General features: G+C 66.1%; 13 protein-coding genes. 2 read left to right on the top strand and 11 right to left on the bottom strand.

What is annotated here, in order from left to right; all coding sequences use genetic code 11:
- Positions 1–12 precede the first annotated feature (12 nt).
- From L1087_RS01715 to L1087_RS01695, 5 genes are read right to left on the bottom strand one after another with little or no spacing between them, the layout of a single operon-like run.
- Entirely contained in the window at positions 13–1,926 is a 1,914-nt protein-coding gene (locus L1087_RS01715) for a 3'-5' exonuclease (RefSeq protein ID WP_234557331.1), read from the bottom strand.
- Positions 1,923–2,282 (bottom strand): response regulator transcription factor, encoded by a 360-nt coding sequence (locus tag L1087_RS01710; RefSeq protein ID WP_135260008.1) that lies wholly within the window; start codon positions 2,280–2,282, stop codon positions 1,923–1,925. The genes L1087_RS01715 and L1087_RS01710 overlap by 4 nt, the downstream gene beginning before the upstream one ends.
- The gene (locus L1087_RS01705) at positions 2,257–4,755 is read right to left on the bottom strand and encodes an ATP-binding protein (RefSeq protein ID WP_234557330.1); all 2,499 of its coding nucleotides are present in this window, start codon (positions 4,753–4,755) and stop codon (positions 2,257–2,259) included. Before L1087_RS01705 ends, L1087_RS01710 begins: the two co-directional genes overlap by 26 nt.
- Positions 4,752–4,928: a hypothetical protein gene (locus L1087_RS01700; protein ID WP_234557329.1), complete on the bottom strand. Its 177-nt coding sequence runs from the start codon at positions 4,926–4,928 to the stop codon at positions 4,752–4,754. Before L1087_RS01700 ends, L1087_RS01705 begins: the two co-directional genes overlap by 4 nt.
- Positions 4,925–6,682, bottom strand: a complete 1,758-nt coding sequence (locus L1087_RS01695; protein ID WP_234557328.1) for a putative nucleotidyltransferase substrate binding domain-containing protein — start codon at positions 6,680–6,682, stop codon at positions 4,925–4,927. Before L1087_RS01695 ends, L1087_RS01700 begins: the two co-directional genes overlap by 4 nt.
- Before the next feature lie 30 nt (positions 6,683–6,712).
- Between L1087_RS01695 and L1087_RS01690 the strand changes: the two genes are divergently transcribed.
- Positions 6,713–7,054: a hypothetical protein gene (locus L1087_RS01690; protein ID WP_135342828.1), complete on the top strand. Its 342-nt coding sequence runs from the start codon at positions 6,713–6,715 to the stop codon at positions 7,052–7,054.
- On the opposite strand, the gene L1087_RS01685 is transcribed toward L1087_RS01690, so the two are convergent.
- The 4 genes from L1087_RS01685 to L1087_RS01670 all read right to left on the bottom strand — a co-directional run bounded on the left by L1087_RS01685 (position 7,051) and on the right by L1087_RS01670 (position 13,682).
- Positions 7,051–8,766: a VC_2705 family sodium/solute symporter gene (locus L1087_RS01685; protein ID WP_234557327.1), complete on the bottom strand. Its 1,716-nt coding sequence runs from the start codon at positions 8,764–8,766 to the stop codon at positions 7,051–7,053. The two genes, L1087_RS01690 and L1087_RS01685, sit on opposite strands and share 4 nt — an antisense overlap.
- Before the next feature lie 48 nt (positions 8,767–8,814).
- The gene (locus tag L1087_RS01680; RefSeq protein WP_135342826.1) at positions 8,815–9,090 is read right to left on the bottom strand and encodes a DUF4212 domain-containing protein; all 276 of its coding nucleotides are present in this window, start codon (positions 9,088–9,090) and stop codon (positions 8,815–8,817) included.
- 199 nt (positions 9,091–9,289) lie between these two features.
- Complete coding sequence (locus L1087_RS01675) at positions 9,290–11,173, bottom strand: acetate--CoA ligase (protein WP_234557326.1); 1,884 nt, start codon at positions 11,171–11,173, stop codon at positions 9,290–9,292.
- Positions 11,151–13,682: an AMP-binding protein gene (locus tag L1087_RS01670; protein WP_234557325.1), complete on the bottom strand. Its 2,532-nt coding sequence runs from the start codon at positions 13,680–13,682 to the stop codon at positions 11,151–11,153. The genes L1087_RS01675 and L1087_RS01670 overlap by 23 nt, the downstream gene beginning before the upstream one ends.
- 134 nt (positions 13,683–13,816) lie before the next feature.
- On the opposite strand from L1087_RS01670, the gene acs reads away from it, so the two are divergent.
- On the top strand, positions 13,817–15,763 hold the full coding sequence (acs, locus tag L1087_RS01665; protein ID WP_234557324.1) for an acetate--CoA ligase: 1,947 nt from the start codon (positions 13,817–13,819) through the stop codon (positions 15,761–15,763).
- 172 nt (positions 15,764–15,935) lie between these two features.
- On the opposite strand, the gene L1087_RS01660 is transcribed toward acs, so the two are convergent.
- Positions 15,936–16,322 (bottom strand): nuclear transport factor 2 family protein, encoded by a 387-nt coding sequence (locus L1087_RS01660; protein ID WP_038042949.1) that lies wholly within the window; start codon positions 16,320–16,322, stop codon positions 15,936–15,938.
- Between the two features lie 3 nt (positions 16,323–16,325).
- On the bottom strand, positions 16,326–17,870 hold the full coding sequence (locus L1087_RS01655; protein ID WP_038042948.1) for an acyl-CoA mutase large subunit family protein: 1,545 nt from the start codon (positions 17,868–17,870) through the stop codon (positions 16,326–16,328).
- Position 17,871: the final 1 nt, after the last annotated feature.

The raw sequence follows: 17,871 nt of genomic DNA, 5'->3' as shown, positions 1-17,871 counted from the left end.
GGGGCTTGGCGGTCAGTACTTGAGCCGGGCCAGGGGCAACCTGGCCGAGGCCCTGAGCACCTCCCCCAGGGTGCGATAGCCCTTGGCCTTTAGGAGGGGGACCATGCTCGCAAAGATCTCCGCGGTCATGAGGGCATCCCCCAAGGCGGTGTGCCGGCCGATCACGGGCACGCCGAAGCGCTCCGCCAGGGTTTCCAGGCGGTGGTCCTGGAGGTCGGGGAAGAGCAGGTAGGAAAGGAGCAGGGTGTCCACCAAAGGGGGCTGGTCAATCCCCACCCGCCTGAGGAAGGCCATGTCAAAGGCTCCGTTGTGGGCCAGGAGCACCGTGTCCTCCAGGAACAGGCGAAACCTGGGGAGTACCTCCTCCAGCTTGGGCTTTTCCTTCAGCATCTCCCAGGTGAGGCCGTGGATCTCGGTGGAGGCCTTGGGGATGGGGCGCCCAGGGTTGACCAGGGCCTCGAAGACTTCGTGGCGAAGCACGGTTTTCCCCAGGATGTGGACCGCCCCTAGGGCGATGATGGCGTCCTTTTCCGGATCCAGGCCCGTGGTTTCCAGGTCGAAGGCAGTGTACAGGAGGCCTTCCAGGGGAGCTTCTTCCAGCTCCTCGGGGGCGTGGAGCAGGGAGAGGTCGAAGACCTCGGCCCGGGGGGGAGGGCCTGCCTTGGCGGGAAGCCGAGGGGCTTCCCGGGCGGGGAGGAGGAGGTGAAGGTGGGATCCCGCCCACCAGCCGCTCCCGCCGGACCTTTCCACCGCCTCCTTGAGAAGAGGGGGAAGGTCGGGGTGGGCGTCTTCTGGGCTTATAGGAGGCCTGGGCAGGGTGAGGGTGAGGTGGAGCAGGCGGCCCTCCCGCCTCCCCTCCAGGAAGGCTTCCTCCTCGTCCCTTAAGGCGGCGGCCAGGCCTAAAGCCAAGGCGTAGGTGTCCGCCTGGACCAGGAGGTTCCTGGCTTGCTCCTCCAGGGAGAGCCCCGGGGAAACCCCTGTTTCCCGTTCCAGGGCCTGGGCCAGGAGGGTTAACAGGTCCTCCGCCAATACCTCCGCCGCCTGGGCCGGGGCTTCCCAGGAGGCCACCAGCTGGCCGAGCTCCTCGGCGGTGGCCTTGGCGGTCTTGAGGAGGGGCTCGAGGGGGGTCCCCCTGGCTTCCTGGTCCAGGGCCTCCGCCAGGGCCTTGAGCCCCGCCAGCTTGTCCTTCAAGCGGTGGAGGAGGGCGGCATCCCACCCGCCCTTTTCCCGGGCTTCCTCCAGGATGACCAAAAACCCTTCCTCTCCCTCCAGGGGCACCACCTGGAGCCAAAGCGGCCCTTTGGGCCCCTGGGTTAAAAACCGCTCCTCCGGCAGTTCCAGGGCGTGGACCATGAGTCCCCGGTCCAGGAGGCCGAAGAGGCTTTTGCCTACCCCCAGGCCCTCGCCCAAGAGCTCCCGGGCTCCTTGGTTGTAGAGGAGGACCTGGCCCTTGGGGTTGGCCAGCACCACCCCGTGGGGAAGGTGGCCGATGAGGGCGGCAAGCTTCTTCCTTTCCTCCTCCAGGAGGGATTTGGCCTCGGCGATGCGCACCGCCACCTCCTTTTCCAAGGTCTCCTTTTCCTGGGCCAAGCGGTTGATGAGGTCCGCCAAGGCCCTAAGCTCAAAGGGCCCCCGGAGGCGCAGGCGGTGGCCGGGGTTGGCCAGGAGGATTTCCGCTTCCTGGCCCAGGGCCCGGGTGGCGGCCAGGTAGCCCAGGAAGACCGGGTAGAGGAGGGCGGCCAGCACCAAGGTGAAGAGGAGTCCCACGAAGAGAAGGGTGGGCAGCTTCTCCCTCGCCAGACGGAGAAGTTCCTTTCCCAGGCCCTCCTCCCCTTGGACCAGGAGGAAGAGGCCCAGCCCCACGGTTCCTCCTACCAGGAGAAGGCCCAGTAGAAGGGCTCCCAGAAAGCGCAAGACCTCCCTCATCTTCCCCCTGCCAGCTCCTCCACCTGGGAAAGGAGGTCTTGGATGCCAAAGGGCTTGGCCATGAAGGCCTCGGCCCCCAGGGCCAGGGCCTTGGCCCGGTCCGCCTCCCGCCCCCGGGCGGTGAGGACCAGGACCTTGGGCCTTTGGGATAGGGCCTTAGCCCGCTCCAATACGGCAAAGCCATCCATGCCCGGAAGCATGAGGTCCAGCACCATGAGGTCAAAGGTTCCTCGGGACAGGGCCTCGAGGGCCTCTTCCCCTGTGCGGGCCAGGACCACCTGGTGCCCGGCCTTCTTCAGGAGGAACTCCAAGGGCACCAGGATGCTTTCCTCATCGTCCACCACCAGAATCCTCATGCTCCACCTCCAAGGGGAGGGTGAAGGCGAAGGTGGCCCCTTCCCCCTCCTCCAACCAGATCCGTCCTCCCAGGCTTTCCACCAGCCTCCGGGCCAGGAAAAGGCCTAGGCCCGTGCCTCCGGAGAAGCTCTGGAAGGGCTCAAACACCAGGGTTCTGGCCTGGGGAGGTACCCCAGGGCCGTCGTCGGATACGCGGAAGAGGACTTCCTTATTGGCAAGAAGCTCCAGGCGTACCCGGCTTCGGGCGTGGCGCAGGGCATTGTGGAGGAGGTTCAAAAGCACCTGGAGTACCCGGTCCCGGTCCGTGAGGGTTTGGACCTCCGCCAGATGCGACTCCATTGTAATCCCCCTTTCCCGGGCCAAGGGCTCCACCAGGGCCAGGGCTTCCACGGCCAGGGCCCGGAGGTCCGTGGGACTGCGGGCGAGGGGCACGCCCGCCTGGAGCCGGGTGTAGGCCAGGATCTCCTCCACCAGGCGGGAGAGCCGGACGGTTTCCTTGGCCAGAAGGGACACGAAGCGCCCACGCTCCTCCTCGGAAAGGTCGGGGTTGGCCTCGAGGATCTCCGCCAGGGCCCGCACGGCGGTGAGCGGGGTTTTGAGCTCGTGGGAGACCGCAGCCAAGAGCTCGTCCTTGGCCTGGTCCAGGGCCTTCAGGCGCTCGTAGGCCTCGGCGAGCTCCCTCCGGGCCTCCTCGAGGGCCTGAGCGTAAGCCCGAAGTTCCCGGGACTCCCGGGCCGCCTCCTCCACCTCCTCCCGCAGGGCTTCTGGGGGAACCGCCCGGGTAACGGAGAGGAGGAGGAGCTTGGCGGTGGCGGGGCCCACGGAGCCCGCCAACAGGGTTTCCGCAAGGCCCGCCGCTTCCCGGCCCGGCAGGGCCCGCGCCTGATGGCGGAAGCTTTCCTCCGCCTCCGGCCCCAAGACCCGTCGGAGAAGGGCGGCCAGCTCCTCCACCTCCCCCGTGCGTTCCTCCTGCAGGGCCATCCGCCGGGTGAAGAGGGAAACCCCCAGGGTGAGGGCCAGATTTAGGGTGAGGCTTGCCAGAAAGCCGTGGGTCACGGGGTCCAGGCCCCGGACTCCCAGGAGCCCCTCCGGCCGCAAGAGGGGGTGGGGGCCTTCCAGAAAGAAGGGAGGGAGCCACCCCGAGCGGGCCAGCGCCGGGAGAAATAGGGTATAGGCCCAAACGGCTATGCCTCCTAGCAAGCCGGCTAGGGCCCCTTGAGGGGTGGCTCCCTTCCAGAAGAGCCCCAGGAGGCCCGCCGGGGCCAGCTGGGCCACGGCCACAAAGGAAATGAGGCCCATGGCCACCAGGGCGTAAGCTTCTCCCGCCAGGCGGAAGTAGAGGTAGGCCAGAAGCATCACCGTCAGAATGGAGATCCTCCGCCAAAGGAGGAGGCTTCCCAGAGCCCGGAAGCGGAGGAGGAGGGGGGAAAGGAGATGGTTGGAGATGAGGATGGAAAGGGCCAGGCTTTCCACCACCACCATGGCCGTGGCTGCCGAAACCCCCCCTAGAAAGGCAAGCAGGGCCAAGGGGCCGTTCCCGAGCTCCAGGGGCAGGGCCAGCACGTAGAGATCCGGGTTTCCCTCGGGCAGGAGAAGGCGGCCAAAGAGGGCCAGGGGCAGGACGGGGAGGTTGATGAGGAGAAGGTACAGGGGGAAGGCCCAGGCCGCCAGGCGAAGGTGCTGAGGGTCGGTGTTTTCCACCACGCTCACGTGGAACTGCCGGGGCAGGAAGAGGAAGGCTAGGCCGGAGAGGAGGACGAGGCTTGCCCACTCCAGGTAACCGGCAAGGCCTTCCGGGGGGAGGAGGAGGGAGAGGAGCTCAGGGCGGTTCTGGAGCTTGGGGAAGGGGCTTCCCAGCTGCCACAGGACCACCCCTCCCACGAGGAGGAGGGCCAGCAGCTTCACCAAAGATTCAAAGGCCACCGCCAGCACCAGGCCCTGGTGCCGTTCCGAGGGATCCAGGCGGCGGGTGCCGAAGAGGATCGCGAAGAGGGCCAGGAGCAAGGCGGTGGGAAGGGCGATGTCCGTGAGGGGCTCCTCCTCGCCCCTTAGGAAGAGGAAGGCCTGGGCGATGGCCTTGAGTTGCAGGGCCAGGTAGGGAAGGAGGCCCACCACCAGAAAACCGGCGGCCAGGGGGCCGAGGAGGCCGTGGCCGAAGCGCAGGTAAAGGAAATCGGCCCAGGAGGTGAGGCGGTGGGCGCGGGCCAGGGAAAGCAATCTTTCCTGGAGAAACGGCCACAGGAGGAGGACCAGGGTGGGCCCCAGGTAGATGGGGAGGAAGCTGGCCCCCTCCGTGGCCGCCCAGCCCACGCTTCCCATGAAGGTCCAGGCGGTGGCGTAGACCGCCAGGGAAAGGGTGTACGCCCAGGGGCTTTGGGCCAGGGAACGCCACCGTCCTTCCCCCAGGAGAGCCACCAGGAAAAGGAGGCCCAGGTACAGGAAAAGGCTCAGCAAGAGGACAAGGGGGTTCATGGGCGGCGGAACAGGAGGTAGGCCAAGAGGACCACCAGCCCCCAGGAGACGTAAAGGTAGAGGTAGAGGGGAGGAAGCCCCTGGGGCCCAAGGGGCGCAGGGAAGACCAGGCTTACGGGGAAGAGAAAAAGGAAAAGGGCCAAGAGGAAAAGGGCAAGAGCTCTCTCCTTCATCGCAGCTGGAAGCGGTTTGCGGTGCTTTCCTGCATCTCGGCGATGGCCCGGAAGCCCTCGAGGGCCTTCCGCCGTTCCCCGGGGGATAGGCTGGACCAAAGCACCCGGTTGCTCACCTCCTTACCCTCTTCCAAGGCCCGTAGCTGGTGTTTCAGGCGCAGGGCGAAGAAGAAGCGGAAGGCCTCCTCGAGGCGTTCCGCTCCCTCGAGGCTTAAGGTGCCTGCTTCCGCTGCCACCTTGAACCTCTCCACCGTGCCCTTGGCCAGGCTTCCCGCCATGAGGGCATACAGCCGGGCCAGGGCCACGATGGGGGCGATGGCGTGCCGCTTCAGGTCCACAAAACCCTCCTCGGTGCGCACCCGGCCGAAGAGGCCCAGAGGGGGGCGGAACTCCAGGCTGGCCCGGGCCAGGTGGTAGAGGAAGACCCCCTTCCGGCTTCCCTCTAGGATGGTTTCCTCCAAAGGCCTTAGGGAGAGGCTACCCGCCACCCGGCGCAGGTCGAAAAAGATCTGGGTTTCCAGAAGGGCCTGAGGCTCGGGGGCCTCCATCCAGCGGCGGAAGGTTTCCTGCCATTCCCATAGGGTCTTGCGCCAGCGGGTGGCCATGTACCCTCCCTTGCACTCGGGGATCCCGGCCCGGATCAGCCCCCCCACCACGTGCTCCGCCAGGGCCCGGAAGTAGGCCTCGTGGCCTTCTCCCCCCAGGGCTAAGGCGTTGTCCTGGTCCGTAAGGAGGGCCTGCTCCCGCCTTCCCTCCGAGCCGAAGACCAAAAAGGCGTAGGCCGCGGGAGGGGGGCCTAGGGCGGCTTCCGCCTCCCGCACCAGGCGGCGGATGAGGGCGTCGTTGAGGGAGGCTACCACCCGGCCGATCTCCACCCCGCCCAAGCCCCTCTGGAAGAGGCTTTCCACCAAGGAGGCCACCTCGAGGCTATACCGCTCCATCTCCAGCCTCTCGATGCGCCTCAGGAGGAGAAGGGGGCTTTGCGCCTGGTTCAGGAGAAGGTCGGTGTGGGTGACCACCCCCACCACCCGGTCCCCTTCCGTGAGGGGGAGGTGATGGATCCCCCGCTCCACCATGGCGGCCAAGGCTTCGTAGACGGGGGTTTCCGCTGGGAGGGAGAAGAGGGGGGTGGTCATCACCGCCCCCACTGGGGTGGAAGGGGGCCGCCCCTCCGCCAGGACCCGGTTCCTCAGGTCGCGGTCGGTGAGGATGCCTAGGGGATCCCCTTCCACCAGGAGGCTGGAGATGCCTTCCTGGCGCATCTTCCTGGCTGCTTCCTCCACGGTGGCGGAGGGAGGGATGAAGGCAGGAGGGCGGCGCACCAGCTGGCCCACGGGCGAGAAGAGGGAGGGGGCTGGGGCCAGCCTGAGCCGGACCCGTTCCACCAGGCCTTGGCCGAAAAAGCGGGCTACCTCCGGATAGGCCAGTAGCCGTTGGAAGGCCTCCTTGGGAAGGGCCAAGACCTTAACCGGCGTTTTGGCCACCACGCTTAGGGAAGGAGGCTCCCCGGAGAGGAGGGAGGGGAAGCCGAAAAACTCCCCCGCCTCGAGGGTGCCCACTTCCCTTTCCTCATCCAAGAGGGCCACCTGGCCTTCCAGCAGGAGGTAGAGGTTTTGGGAGGGGTGACCCCCTTGCTCCAAGAGACGGGTTCCCGGGGTTAGATCAAGGGTGTGGCCCAAGCGGAGCAGTTCTTCCAGCTCCTCTCGAGGGAGCCGGTCCAAGGGGGGTGTTTGCGCCACTAGGTCCAAGGCCATGAGGAGCGGCTTGCCCTTATAGTAACCTACATGGCGGAGGAGAGGGAAATCGTCTACGGCAAGCTGGTGGCGTACGTGGACCGCTTTGTCCGGTTGCCGGGGAGGATGCGGCGTTTGGAGGATGGGGTTGCCTATCACCTTTTCGTCTGGACCCGAGGAGGGTTGGAGCGGAAGGTTACCTGCTTTGATGAGGCAGCCGGGCCTTTGGAACGCCTGTTAGGGGGGAAGCGGCTTTTTTGTTACGACGAGTGGGAAGGGCTCCGGCTTGCGGTCACCCAAGTGTTCCGCTTTGGGCGGCTCCGGCTTTTGGTCCTTACGGCGTTCAAAAGGGAGGCCAGGGTGGTCTGGCCTCCCCGTAAGGCTCAGCGCTAATCGGGCATGCGCATGTGATCCACAAAGGCCTCCCGTTCCTTGCCCTCAGGCGGGGTGAGGAGGGAAACCACGATGGCGGTGAGAGCGTTGGCCAGGAAGGAGATGGCTCCCCAGGCGATGGTGCCGATTTTTTGGCCGAAGAGCACCAGGGGTTGGGTGTTGAAGATTCCCACCGCCAGCACGTAGGGCAGGGCCACGGCCATACCCACGATCATCCCCGCCACGATCCCATAGCGGTTAAGCCGCTTCCAGAAGATGCCCAGCATGATGGCCGGGGTAAAGGTGGAAGCGGCAAAGACGAAGGCCCAGCCCACCAGAAGGGCCACATAACGGCTAAAACCGGGATCCTTGATGGCCAGGTAGCCCAGGTAGCCGCCAATCAGGCCGATGACCACCAGCATGGCCCGCACGAAGCCCACCTCGCCGGCTTCCGAGGCCTGGGGGTTGATGAAGCGCTTGTAGATGTCCCGGGAGATGGCGGTGGACATGGCCAGAAGGAGGCCGTCTGCGGTGGAAAGGGCAGCGGCTAGACCACCCACGGCCACCAGGGGCGAGATGAGCCACAGCATGCCGAACATATCCGGCATTCCCACCACCACGATGTCGTTATGGAAGGATAGCTCGGCCGGCTGAACGATCCCGTCCCCGTTGGCGTCGGTTACCTTCACCAACCCCGTGGGAAGCCACTTTTGGATCCAGCTGGTGTTCATCACCTCATCCAGAGGCTTGTTCCAGAGGTTGCTGATGGAAAGCCGGGCGATGGCGGCGTAGATGGAGGCGGTGGTGTAGAGGAGGCCGATGAAGAGAAGGGCCCAGCCCACGCTGAGGCGGGCGGCGTGCACGTTGGTGACGGTGTAGAAGCGCACCAGGATGTGGGGCAGGCCCATGGTGCCCAGCATGAGGACCAGGGCGGCTAGGATCCAGTTCAGCATCCCCGTGCCCCCGGCGAAGGGCCGGGCCAGGGGCTCGGTCCACAAGGGGCTAACGCCTGCGGCGGCCTCCCGTGCCTCCACTTGTGTCAGAAGGGGCCCATACTGCAGGTGAGGTATGGGGAGAAGTCCTAGGGAAGCGCTGGCAATGAGTACCGGCAGGAGGTACATGGAGATGAGCACCCAGTACTGGACGAACTGCACCCAAGTGATGCTGCGCCAACCGCTGGTCCAGGCGTAGGCCAAGGCTCCGAATACGCCCACGAACACGGCGATGGTGGCGGGGATGCCCAGGAAACGGGAGAAGACCACGCCCACCCCCACTAGCTGGGCCGTGAGGTAGGTGAGCGAGGTGATGAAGACCATGAGCACAGCGATAACCCGGGCTGTGGACCAGTTGCCCGCCAGGCGCTCTATGAGTTCCGGCACCGTGTAGGTTCCGGACTTGCGCACAAAGGGAGCAATGGTAAAGGCCATGAGGGTGTAACCCAGGGTCCAGCCGATCACGTAGGGCAGGGCGTCAAAGCCTAGGAAGGCGATGATCCCTGCCATGGAGAGGAAACTGGCTGCCGACATCCAGTCGGCGGCGGTCGCTGCTCCGTTCACCACGGCGGGAATGGAGCGCCCCGCCACGTAGAAGTCGGCGGCTGCCTGGGAGCGAAGGGTAAGGGCCAGGACCAGGTAGACCAGGATGCTGCCGATGATGAGCACCAGAGAGGTCAGGTACTGGCCCCCCACTGGATAAGCCAGGATGGCCAAGAGGACCACCGCAACAGCAGTCATTAAAGGATTGCGCACCACGGGTGACATGCCCTTTGCTGGAGCCATGTCTTACCTCCCTTCCTTTAGCTTCCTCTCCAATTCCTGATCCAGGCGGTTCATGCGGGCGGCATACCAGAAGATGAGGATCACGCCCAGCGCGATCACGATGAAGCCGTTGATATACCAGTGCAAGGAGGGCAGGGGGCCAATGACAACCCCCTTGAAAAGGGGGGAGAGCACCGGCAAGACGATGGCGATAAGGATCCAGTAGAAGAGCGAACGCAGGGTGAGCCGCTTGACTTCCTGCCAGTACCACTCCTTGACCGCTTCCGGAACTCCGTCCATACGCCTCACCTCCCAGTAAAAGGCAAGCAGGGGCTTTGGTCCCTTGCGTAACCCCACATCCTGCTTGCTGGGCGAATATTAACTCCCCTCCACCAGGGCGTCAAGAAAAGGAAGCTTTGGCGAATACCTGCAAATGCGCAGTTTTTATTAGGCCCCACGGTTTGGGGTTCCCAGGTTGCTGACCGGGGATTATCTTGGATCATTCCTCAAGCGTGGAGAGATCCCCTGGATCCCTGCCCAGCTCCTGGGCCTTAAGCAAGCGGCGCAGGATCTTACCCGAGCGGGTCTTTGGTAGTTTGTCCAGGAAAACCACCTCCGAGGGGGTGGCGATGGGCCCCAGCTCCCGACGGACGTGGGCCACCAGGTTTTCCTTGAGCTCCTCTGAGGGAGCCTGGCCCAGGCGGAGGACCACAAAGGCCTTGATGGCTTCCCCCTTGAGGGGGTCGGGCACCCCGATGACGGCGGCTTCAGCCACGGCGGGGTGGGAGACCAGGGCGCTTTCCACGTCCGCGGTGCCGATGCGGTGGCCCGCCACGTTGAGGACGTCGTCCGCCCGGCCCAGGACGCTGAAGTAACCCTCCTCGTCCTCGCTGGCCACATCGCCTGCCACGTAGACGTTCCCGGGCACTTCCCGCCAGTACTGGAGGTAGCGGTCGTGGTTGCCCCAAACGGTGCGCATCATGTGGGGAAAGGGGCGCTTGAGCACCAAAAGCCCGCCCTGGCCCGGGGGTACCGGCTTCCCGTCCTCGTCCACCACCGCCGCCTCCACCCCGGGGAGGGCCACCCCGGCGAAGCCCGGCTTGGCGGGAAGGGTCAGGGGCGTGCCCAGGGTGGGCCCCCCCAGCTCCGTCTGCCACCAGTTGTCGGCCACAAAGCCCCTTTGGCCCTCTGCCATCAGGTGCGTGTAGGCCCAGCGTAGGGCCTCGGGGTTCAAGGGTTCCCCGGCCACGGCGATGAGGCGCAAGGAGGAGAGGTCGTATTTCTTGGGCCACTCGGGGCCGTACTTCATGAAGAGGCGCACCGCCGTGGGGGCGGTGAACATCACGTTCACCCGGTGGCGCTCCACCACCTTCCAGAAGGCCCCAGGGTCGGGGTAGTCGGGGGCGCCCTCCCTGAGGACGCTGGTCACCCCTTCCAGAAGGGGGGCGTAGACGATGTAGGAGTGGCCCACGATCCAGCCGATGTCGCTGGTGGCCCAGTAGACGTCGTCGTCTTTCACGTCAAAGAAGGTGCGCAGGTGGTAGGTGGTGCCCACCATGTACCCCCCGTGCACGTGCACCACGCCCTTGGGCTTGCCCGTGGAGCCCGAGGTGTAGAGGATGAAAAGGGGGTGCTCCGCTTCCACCATCTCCGCCCGGGCCTCCGGGGGGCTTCCCCAGAGGATTTCCTGAAAGTCATAATGCCCCTCGGGAAGCTCCGCCCGGATGGCCCGTTGGAACCAGACCACCTTTAGGGGCAGGTCCCGGATGGCCTCCTCCACGATGGAGCGGAGGTCCACCCCCTTGCCCCGGCGGTAGCTCACGTCCCCGGCGATGAGGAGCTTGGCCCCCGCGTCCAGGATGCGCTCCCTAAGGGCGGCCACCCCGAGCCCCGCGTAGACCACGCTGTGGATGGCCCCCAGGTAGGCGGTGGCCAGCATGGATAGGACGCCCTCGAGGGTTAAGGGCATGTAGATGACCACCCGGTCCCCCTTCTCTACCCCCAGGCGTCTAAGCCCCGTGGCCAGGCGCCGCACCCGGTCCAGGAGTTCCCCGTAGGTGAGCTTCTCCTCCCGCCCGTCCTCGGAGAGGTAGAGAAGGGCCACCTTGTTCCTGAGGCCCCTTTCCACGTTGCGCTCCAGGGCGTTGTAGACGGCGTTGGTGGTGCCCCCCAAGAACCAGCGGTGCTCGGGAAGGTTCCACTCCAACACCTTTTCAAAGGGCTTCTCCCAGTAGAACCTCCGGGCCCATTCCCCCCAGAAGCCCTCGGGGTCCTCGAGGCTTCGCCGGTACACTTCAGGGAAGTTCTGGAGGTTCGCCTTGCGGCGCACCTCTTCCGGGGCCCAAAGCCGCTCTTCCGCCTTAAGAAGTTTTTGCACCGCCATACTCCTCCTCCAATGCCGAAACATCCCCAGGGTCTACGCCCAGGAGTTCTGCCTTTAGGAGCCGCCTTAAGATCTTGCCGCTTCGGGTACGGGGCAGGCGTTCCACGAAGACGATCCGGGGCGGGGGAACCGGCCCCAGGTGCCGCAAAAGGTGGGCCTTGATCTTCTCGGCCAGGAGGCCCTTGAGCTCCTCGGGCACCTCCTTCTTGGGGACGGCAAAGACCACGATTTCCTCGCCCTCCTCCCCGGGGATCCCGATGGCGGCTGCTTCCGCCACCTGGGGGTGGGTGAGGGCGGCCGCTTCCACCTCGGCGGTGCCGAGCCGGGCCTCCCCCACCTTGATGACCTCCTCGGAACGGCCCAGGATGCGGAAGTAGCCCTCCTCGTCCCAGGTGGCGAGGTCCCCCGTCCAGTAGAGGCCCCCGCGCCAAGGGCTTTCCCCCCCCAGGAGGTCCACCATGTGGGCGGGCCCCGCCCTGAGGAGGACCAGGTGGCCCTTGGCCCCTGGAGGCAGGACCTGTCCTTCCCCATCCACCACCCGGGCCTCCACCCCCGGCAAGGGGATGCCCACGAAGCCCGGCTTGGCGGGGAGGGTGAGGGGGGTGGCCAGGGCCGGGGCCCCCAGCTCGGTTTGCCACCAGTTGTCCAAGGGCCAGGCCAGGTTCTCCCAGGTCCAGCGCCATACCTCGGGGGCCAGGGCCTCGCCCACGCTCCCCACCAGGCGCAAGGAAGTGGGCCGGGCTTCCCCGTGGCGACGCAGGGTGCGGAGCACCGTGGGGGAGGTGAGGAGCACGTCCACCCCGAACCGCCTTAGCCTCTCGTAGAAGGCGGCGGGGTTGGGGTGGTCCGGCCGGTCCTCCACCAGGAGGCTGGTGCCTCCCAGGAAGAGCGGGGCGTACAGGCCGAAGGAGTGGCCCACCACCCAGAAGAGGTCGGCGGTGGTATGGAAGATCTCTCCCGGTTTCAGGTCAAAGAGGTAGCGGAGGGCCCAGCTTACCCCCACCATGTACCCTCCGTGGCCGTGGACCACTCCCTTGGGCCTGCCTGTGGAGCCCGAGGTGTGGAGGATGAAGAGGGGCTGCTGGGCGGGAACGGGTACGGCGTCCGCAGGCTTTCCCTCCGAGGCCCTTTCCAGGAACTCCGTGGTGCCCCGGGTGTGCCAGAGCACTGGGAGATCCAGGCCCGAAAGGGCTGCCTCCACCACTGGTCTTAAGGGGATGAGCTGGCCCCGGCGGAAGTAGCCGTCGGCGGCCACCAGAAGGCGGACCTGGCTTTGGAGAAGCCGCTCCCTCAAGGCTTCCGGGCCTAGGCCCACGGGCAGGGCCACGTGCACTGCCCCGATCCGCGCCAGGGCCAGGAGGCTCAAGGCCGCCTCCAGCCCTGTGGGCAGGTAGAGGGCCACCCGGTCCCCCCGCTTCACCCCCAGGTTCTGGAAGACCCCGGCAAGGCGGCTGGAGAGGTCCAAAAGTTCCCGGTAGGTCCACTTTTCCAGGTGCCCATCCCCGTCCAGGGTGATGAGGGCCACCTGTTGGGCCTTTTCGGGCAGGTGGCGGTCCAGGGCGTTTAAGGCGGCGTTGGTCCGCCCTCCGCCGAACCAGGTATGGGTGGCAGGGTCGTGGACCCTTTCCCAGGGGGTTTCCCAGTGGAACTCCCGGGCGAAGCTGCCGAAAAAGCTTTCGGGATCCTCGAGGCTCGCCCGGTAGGCCTCGGCGTAGTCCTTGAGGTTGGCCTCCTCCCTCAGCTTCGAAGGGGGCTCTAAGGTTTCCACCCACAGGCTGGGCGGGGGGGGCGGGGGAAGGGTGGGGGGTTCGGGGGGGCGCAAGTGGGCCGAGACCTGGGCCACCTCGGAGAGGGCCCGGGCCAGGCGGCTGAAGGCGAAGGGAAAACGCCGGGTGGGCACCACCACCCCTAAAGCCCCCAGAAGCTTCCCTTCCGGGCCGAAAAGGGGAGCCGCCAGGGCCGAAAGGCCCAGGGCATACTCCTCCATCTCCGCCGCCAGGCCCGATTCCCGGACCCGGGTGAGTTCCGCCTCCAGGGCTAAGGGATCCGTCAGGGTGTAGGGGGTTTTGGGGACCAGGGGAGGCGGGGGGAGGGCCCCGTAGGCCAGGAGCACCTTGCCCAGGGCCAGGGCGTGGACCTCTTTTGGCAGGGCATCGCCCAGGGGGTGGGGTTGGCCTTGCCGCCCCCGGGTTTTCAGCCGGATCCCTTCCGGGGTCAGAAGGGCCAGGTAGCACCGCTCCCGGGTGCGGAGGTAAAGTTCCTCCAAGGCCTCCTCGAGGGGCGTGGTCTCCAGCCGGAGGGGCTTGGCCTGGCCCAGGCGGTACCCCCTTTCTGTCTTCACTGCGAAGCCTTCCTCCGCCAGGCTGTTCAAGAGGGCGTAGGCGGTGGAAAGGCTCTTGCCCAGGAGGCGGGCCACCTCCTTCACCTCCACCCCTTCTGGGTGCTCGGCCAGGTAGGCCAGGATGCGCAAAGCTGCCTGAACCGTGGAGAGGCTTCTCTTCCTGGCCATTTGCGTCCATATTCATATTCGGTAGGTTAGACACCTCCTGTCAAGAAAAGGGAGGTTTGGCAAATGGTGAAAAACCCCCTTTTTCTTGACCCCACCCGGGGGCCAGCCTATCCTTAGAGGCCAAGGGAGGGTATATGGACCGGATCAAAGGCGTTCTCAAGGAGGAGCGGGTCTTCTACCCCAGCGAGGAGTTCCGGAGTAAGGCCCACATCAAGAGCGAGGAGGAGTACCAGCGCCTGTATGAGGAAAGCCTCAAAGACCCCGAGGGCTTCTGGGGACGGGTGGCCTCCGAGCTCCACTGGTTCGAACCCTGGCAGAAGGTCCTGGAGGGGGATCTGCCCCACGCCAAGTGGTTCGTGGGGGGCAAGACCAACCTCGCCTACAACGCCCTGGACCGCCACGTGCAAACCTGGCGCCGCAATAAGGCGGCCCTCATCTGGGAGGGGGAGCCGGGGGAAGAGCGGGTCCTCACCTACCACGACCTCTGGCGGGAGGTGCAGAAGTTCGCCAACGTTCTCAAGCGCCTGGGGGTGAAGAAGGGGGATAGGGTCACCATCTATTTACCCATGATCCCCGAGGCGGCCATCGCCATGCTGGCCTGCACCCGCATCGGGGCCATCCACTCCGTGGTCTTCGGTGGTTTTTCCAGCGGGGCCTTGGCCGAGCGCATCCGGGATGCCGAGGCCAAGGTGCTCATCACCGCCGACGGGGGTTACCGCCGGGGCCAGGTGGTACCCCTGAAACAGAATGCCGACGAGGCCCTCAAGGAGGTCTCCACCGTGGAGCACGTGGTGGTGGTGCGCCGCACCGGGGAGGAGGTCCCCTGGACCCCGGGCCGGGACCACTGGTGGCACGAGCTCATGGAGGCGGCCTCCGACCGCTGCGAGGCCGAGCCCATGGAGGCGGAGGAGCCCCTCTTCATCCTCTACACCTCGGGCTCCACGGGGAAGCCCAAGGGGGTGTTGCACACCCTGGGCGGGTACATGATCTACGTCTACCTCACCACCAAGCTGGTCTTTGACCTGAAGGACGAGGATGTCTACTGGTGCACCGCCGACGTGGGCTGGATCACCGGCCACTCCTACGTGGTCTATGGGCCCCTCCTGAACGGGGCCACCACGGTGATGTACGAGGGGGCCCCCAACTGGCCCGAGCCCGACCGTTTCTGGCAGATCGTGGACAAGTACGGGGTGAACATTCTCTACACCGCCCCCACCGCCATCCGGGCCTTCATGAAGTGGGGGGAGGGCTGGCCCCTGAAGCACCGCCTGGACTCCTTGCGCCTTCTCGGCACCGTGGGCGAGCCCATTAACCCCGAGGCTTGGCTTTGGTACTACAACGTCATCGGCAAGGGGCGGTGCCCCATCGTGGACACCTGGTGGCAGACGGAAACGGGGGGCATCATGATCACCACCCTGCCCGGGGCCCACGCCATGAAGCCTGGGCATGCGGGGAAGCCCTTCTTCGGGGTGAAGCCCGAGATCCTGGACTCCGAGCACAAGCCCGTGGAGAACCCCGACGAGGGCGGGCACCTCTGCATCACCCGCCCCTGGCCCAGCATGCTCCGCACCGTCTGGGGGGATCCCGACCGCTTCCTGCAACAGTACTTCAGCCAGCATCCAGGCAACTACTTCACCGGGGATGGGGCTAGGCGGGATAAGGACGGGTACTATCTCATCCTGGGCCGAGTGGACGACGTTCTGAACGTGGCCGGGCACCGGCTGGGCACCATGGAGATCGAGTCCGCCTTGGTTTCCCACCCTGCCGTGGCTGAGGCGGCGGTGGTGGGCCGCCCCGACCCCTTGAAGGGGGAGGCCATTGTGGCCTTCGTGACCCTGAAGGAGGGGAATGCGCCCTCGGAGGCCCTGCGGGACGAGCTCAAGGCCCACGTGGCCAAGGTGATCGGGCCCATCGCCCGCCCGGACGAGGTGCGCTTCACGGATGCCCTGCCCAAGACCCGCTCCGGCAAGATCATGCGCCGCCTCCTGCGGCAGATCGCCGCCGGGGAGCAGGAGATCAAGGGGGATACCTCCACCCTCGAGGACCGCTCGGTGGTGGAGCGCCTAAGGCAAGGGGCCTAGCCCTGGGAAAAGGGGAGGGGCCGGGGAAACCCGGTCCCTTGTCATGCCACCCCACCCTGGCTCTTGCCAGCGTGGGGGCTCCGGCAGATCCCTGGCCCGGGTCATTGCCTCGGATTTCCGCGGGGTGCGGCGCGGCGAGAAAGGTGTGGGTTTGGGTAGTGCGGGAACCTAACTACCCGGCCGGGCTTTTGTGCACGTGCACCACCTTCCAGCCCTCGGGAAAGCGCACCGCCACCCGGCTTTCGTTCACCGCCCGGTGCTTTAGCCCCCCTTCTTCCTCCACGGTGAGGAGCAGGGTGTAGGTGAAGATGGCCACTTCCCCGTAGCGCTGAAGGCGCTTTTCCAAGAGGTCCAGACGGTGAGGCCTTCCTGAGGTGGCCCAGGCGTGCTCGATCATGAAGCGGTGGAAGGCCAGGCCATCCAGGCGGTGGGGGGTCACAAACCACTCGTAAAGGGAAAGGTCGGGATGGGTGGTGGCCTCGTAGGTGGCCCAGTCCCCTTGGTAGATGCTGGCCAAATGCTTTTCCAAAAACTCCCAGAGCTGGGTCTCGGTTTCCATGCCTCACCTCCCGGGCTGGTACTCCCCCCACTCCTCCCTAAGCACCCCGCAGACCTCCCCCAGGGTGGCCCGGCGGCGGAAGGCTTCCAGCACGTAGGGGAAGAGGTTCTCGCTTCCCCTGGCGGCCCGCCGCAGGTTCTCCAAGCCCACCCGCACGCTTTCCCCATCCCGCTTGGCCTTGAACTCGGCCAGCTCCCGCTTGCGCCTTTCGTGGAGCTCGGGGTCGATGCGCTGCACCGGGGTGGGCTCGTTGAGGGGACTGTTGGGGTCAGCGAAGCGGTTCACCCCCACGATGATCCGCTTGCCCTCCTCCACCTCCTTCTGGAACTGCCAAGCGGACTCCTCAATGGCCCGCTGGAAGTAGCCCGCCTCCACCGCGGCCACCGCGCCTCCTAGGGCATCGATCTCCTGGATAAGCCTTTCCGCTTCCTTCTCCAGCTGGTCCGTGAGGTGCTCCACGTAGAAGCTTCCCCCTAAGGGGTCTACGGCCCGGGTGACTCCGCTTTCAAAGGCCAGGATCTGCTGGGTGCGCAGGGCGAGAAGGGCGCTCTTCTCGGTGGGGAGGCCCAAGGCCTCGTCGTAGGCGTTGGTGTGGAGGCTCTGGGTGCCCCCCAGCACCGCCGCCAGGGCTTGGTAGGCGGTGCGCACCACGTTGTTGAGGGGCTCCTGGGCGGTGAGGGTGGAGCCTCCGGTCTGGGTGTGGAAGCGGAGCATCCAGCTCTTGGGGTCCTTGGCCCCGAACTCCTCCCGCATGATGCGGGCCCAAAGCCTCCTGGCGGCCCGGAACTTGGCGGCCTCCTCAAAGATGTCCCCGTGGGCGGCGAAAAAGAAGGAAAGCCGGGGGGCGAACTCGTCCACCTTGAGGCCCCGTTCCAGGGCGGCCCGCACGTAGGCCTTGCCGTCCGCCAGGGTGAAGGCGATCTCCTGGGCCGCCGTGGCCCCCGCCTCGCGGATGTGGTAGCCGGAGATGGAGATGGTGTTCCACTTGGGCACGTGGCGGGCGCAGAACTCGAAGATGTCCGTGACCAGGCGCATGGAGGGCCCGGGGGGGTAGATGTAGGTGCCCCGGGCGAAGTACTCCTTGAGGATGTCGTTCTGCACGGTGCCCGACACCTTGTCCCAGGAAACCCCCTGTTCCTCCGCCACCAGGAGGTAGAGGGCCAGGAGCATCATGGCTGGAGCGTTGATGGTCATGCTGGTGGAAACCCGGTCCAGGGGGATGCCGTCGAAGAGCTTGCGCATGTCCTCGAGGGTGGCGATGGACACCCCCACCCGGCCCACCTCCCCCACGCTCATGGGGTGGTCGGGGTCCAGGCCCAGCTGGGTGGGGAGGTCGAAGGCCACGCTCAGGCCCGTCTGGCCCTGGGCGAGGAGGTATCGGTAGCGGGCGTTGGACTCCTCTGCGGTGGAGAAGCCCGCATACTGCCGCATGGTCCAGAGCCTGTCCAGGTACATCCGAGGGTAGATGCCCCGGGTAAAGGGGTACTCCCCGGGGCGGCCCAGCCGTTCCCGGTAGCCTTCGGGTAGGGACTCAAAGAGGCCTTCCATG

This window comes from Thermus tengchongensis, from assembly GCF_021462405.1.
Lineage (GTDB): Bacteria > Deinococcota > Deinococci > Deinococcales > Thermaceae > Thermus > Thermus tengchongensis.
Note: the sequence above shows the minus strand (reverse complement) of the source record. Positions and strands in the feature narration are given on the sequence as shown.

What these genes read in the sequence shown, in the direction of transcription:
- L1087_RS01715 (WP_234557331.1), bottom strand. Translation starts at nt 1,926, where the DNA reads ATGAGGGAGGTCTTGCGCTTTCTGGGAGCCCTTCTACTGGGCCTTCTC.
- L1087_RS01710 (WP_135260008.1), bottom strand. Translation starts at nt 2,282, where the DNA reads ATGAGGATTCTGGTGGTGGACGATGAGGAAAGCATCCTGGTGCCCTTG.
- L1087_RS01705 (WP_234557330.1), bottom strand. Translation starts at nt 4,755, where the DNA reads ATGAACCCCCTTGTCCTCTTGCTGAGCCTTTTCCTGTACCTGGGCCTC.
- L1087_RS01700 (WP_234557329.1), bottom strand. Translation starts at nt 4,928, where the DNA reads ATGAAGGAGAGAGCTCTTGCCCTTTTCCTCTTGGCCCTTTTCCTTTTT.
- L1087_RS01695 (WP_234557328.1), bottom strand. Translation starts at nt 6,682, where the DNA reads ATGGCCTTGGACCTAGTGGCGCAAACACCCCCCTTGGACCGGCTCCCT.
- L1087_RS01690 (WP_135342828.1), top strand. Translation starts at nt 6,713, where the DNA reads ATGGCGGAGGAGAGGGAAATCGTCTACGGCAAGCTGGTGGCGTACGTG.
- L1087_RS01685 (WP_234557327.1), bottom strand. Translation starts at nt 8,766, where the DNA reads ATGACTGCTGTTGCGGTGGTCCTCTTGGCCATCCTGGCTTATCCAGTG.
- L1087_RS01680 (WP_135342826.1), bottom strand. Translation starts at nt 9,090, where the DNA reads ATGGACGGAGTTCCGGAAGCGGTCAAGGAGTGGTACTGGCAGGAAGTC.
- L1087_RS01675 (WP_234557326.1), bottom strand. Translation starts at nt 11,173, where the DNA reads ATGGCGGTGCAAAAACTTCTTAAGGCGGAAGAGCGGCTTTGGGCCCCG.
- L1087_RS01670 (WP_234557325.1), bottom strand. Translation starts at nt 13,682, where the DNA reads ATGGCCAGGAAGAGAAGCCTCTCCACGGTTCAGGCAGCTTTGCGCATC.
- acs (WP_234557324.1), top strand. Translation starts at nt 13,817, where the DNA reads ATGGACCGGATCAAAGGCGTTCTCAAGGAGGAGCGGGTCTTCTACCCC.
- L1087_RS01660 (WP_038042949.1), bottom strand. Translation starts at nt 16,322, where the DNA reads ATGGAAACCGAGACCCAGCTCTGGGAGTTTTTGGAAAAGCATTTGGCC.
- L1087_RS01655 (WP_038042948.1), bottom strand. Translation starts at nt 17,870, where the DNA reads ATGGAAGGCCTCTTTGAGTCCCTACCCGAAGGCTACCGGGAACGGCTG.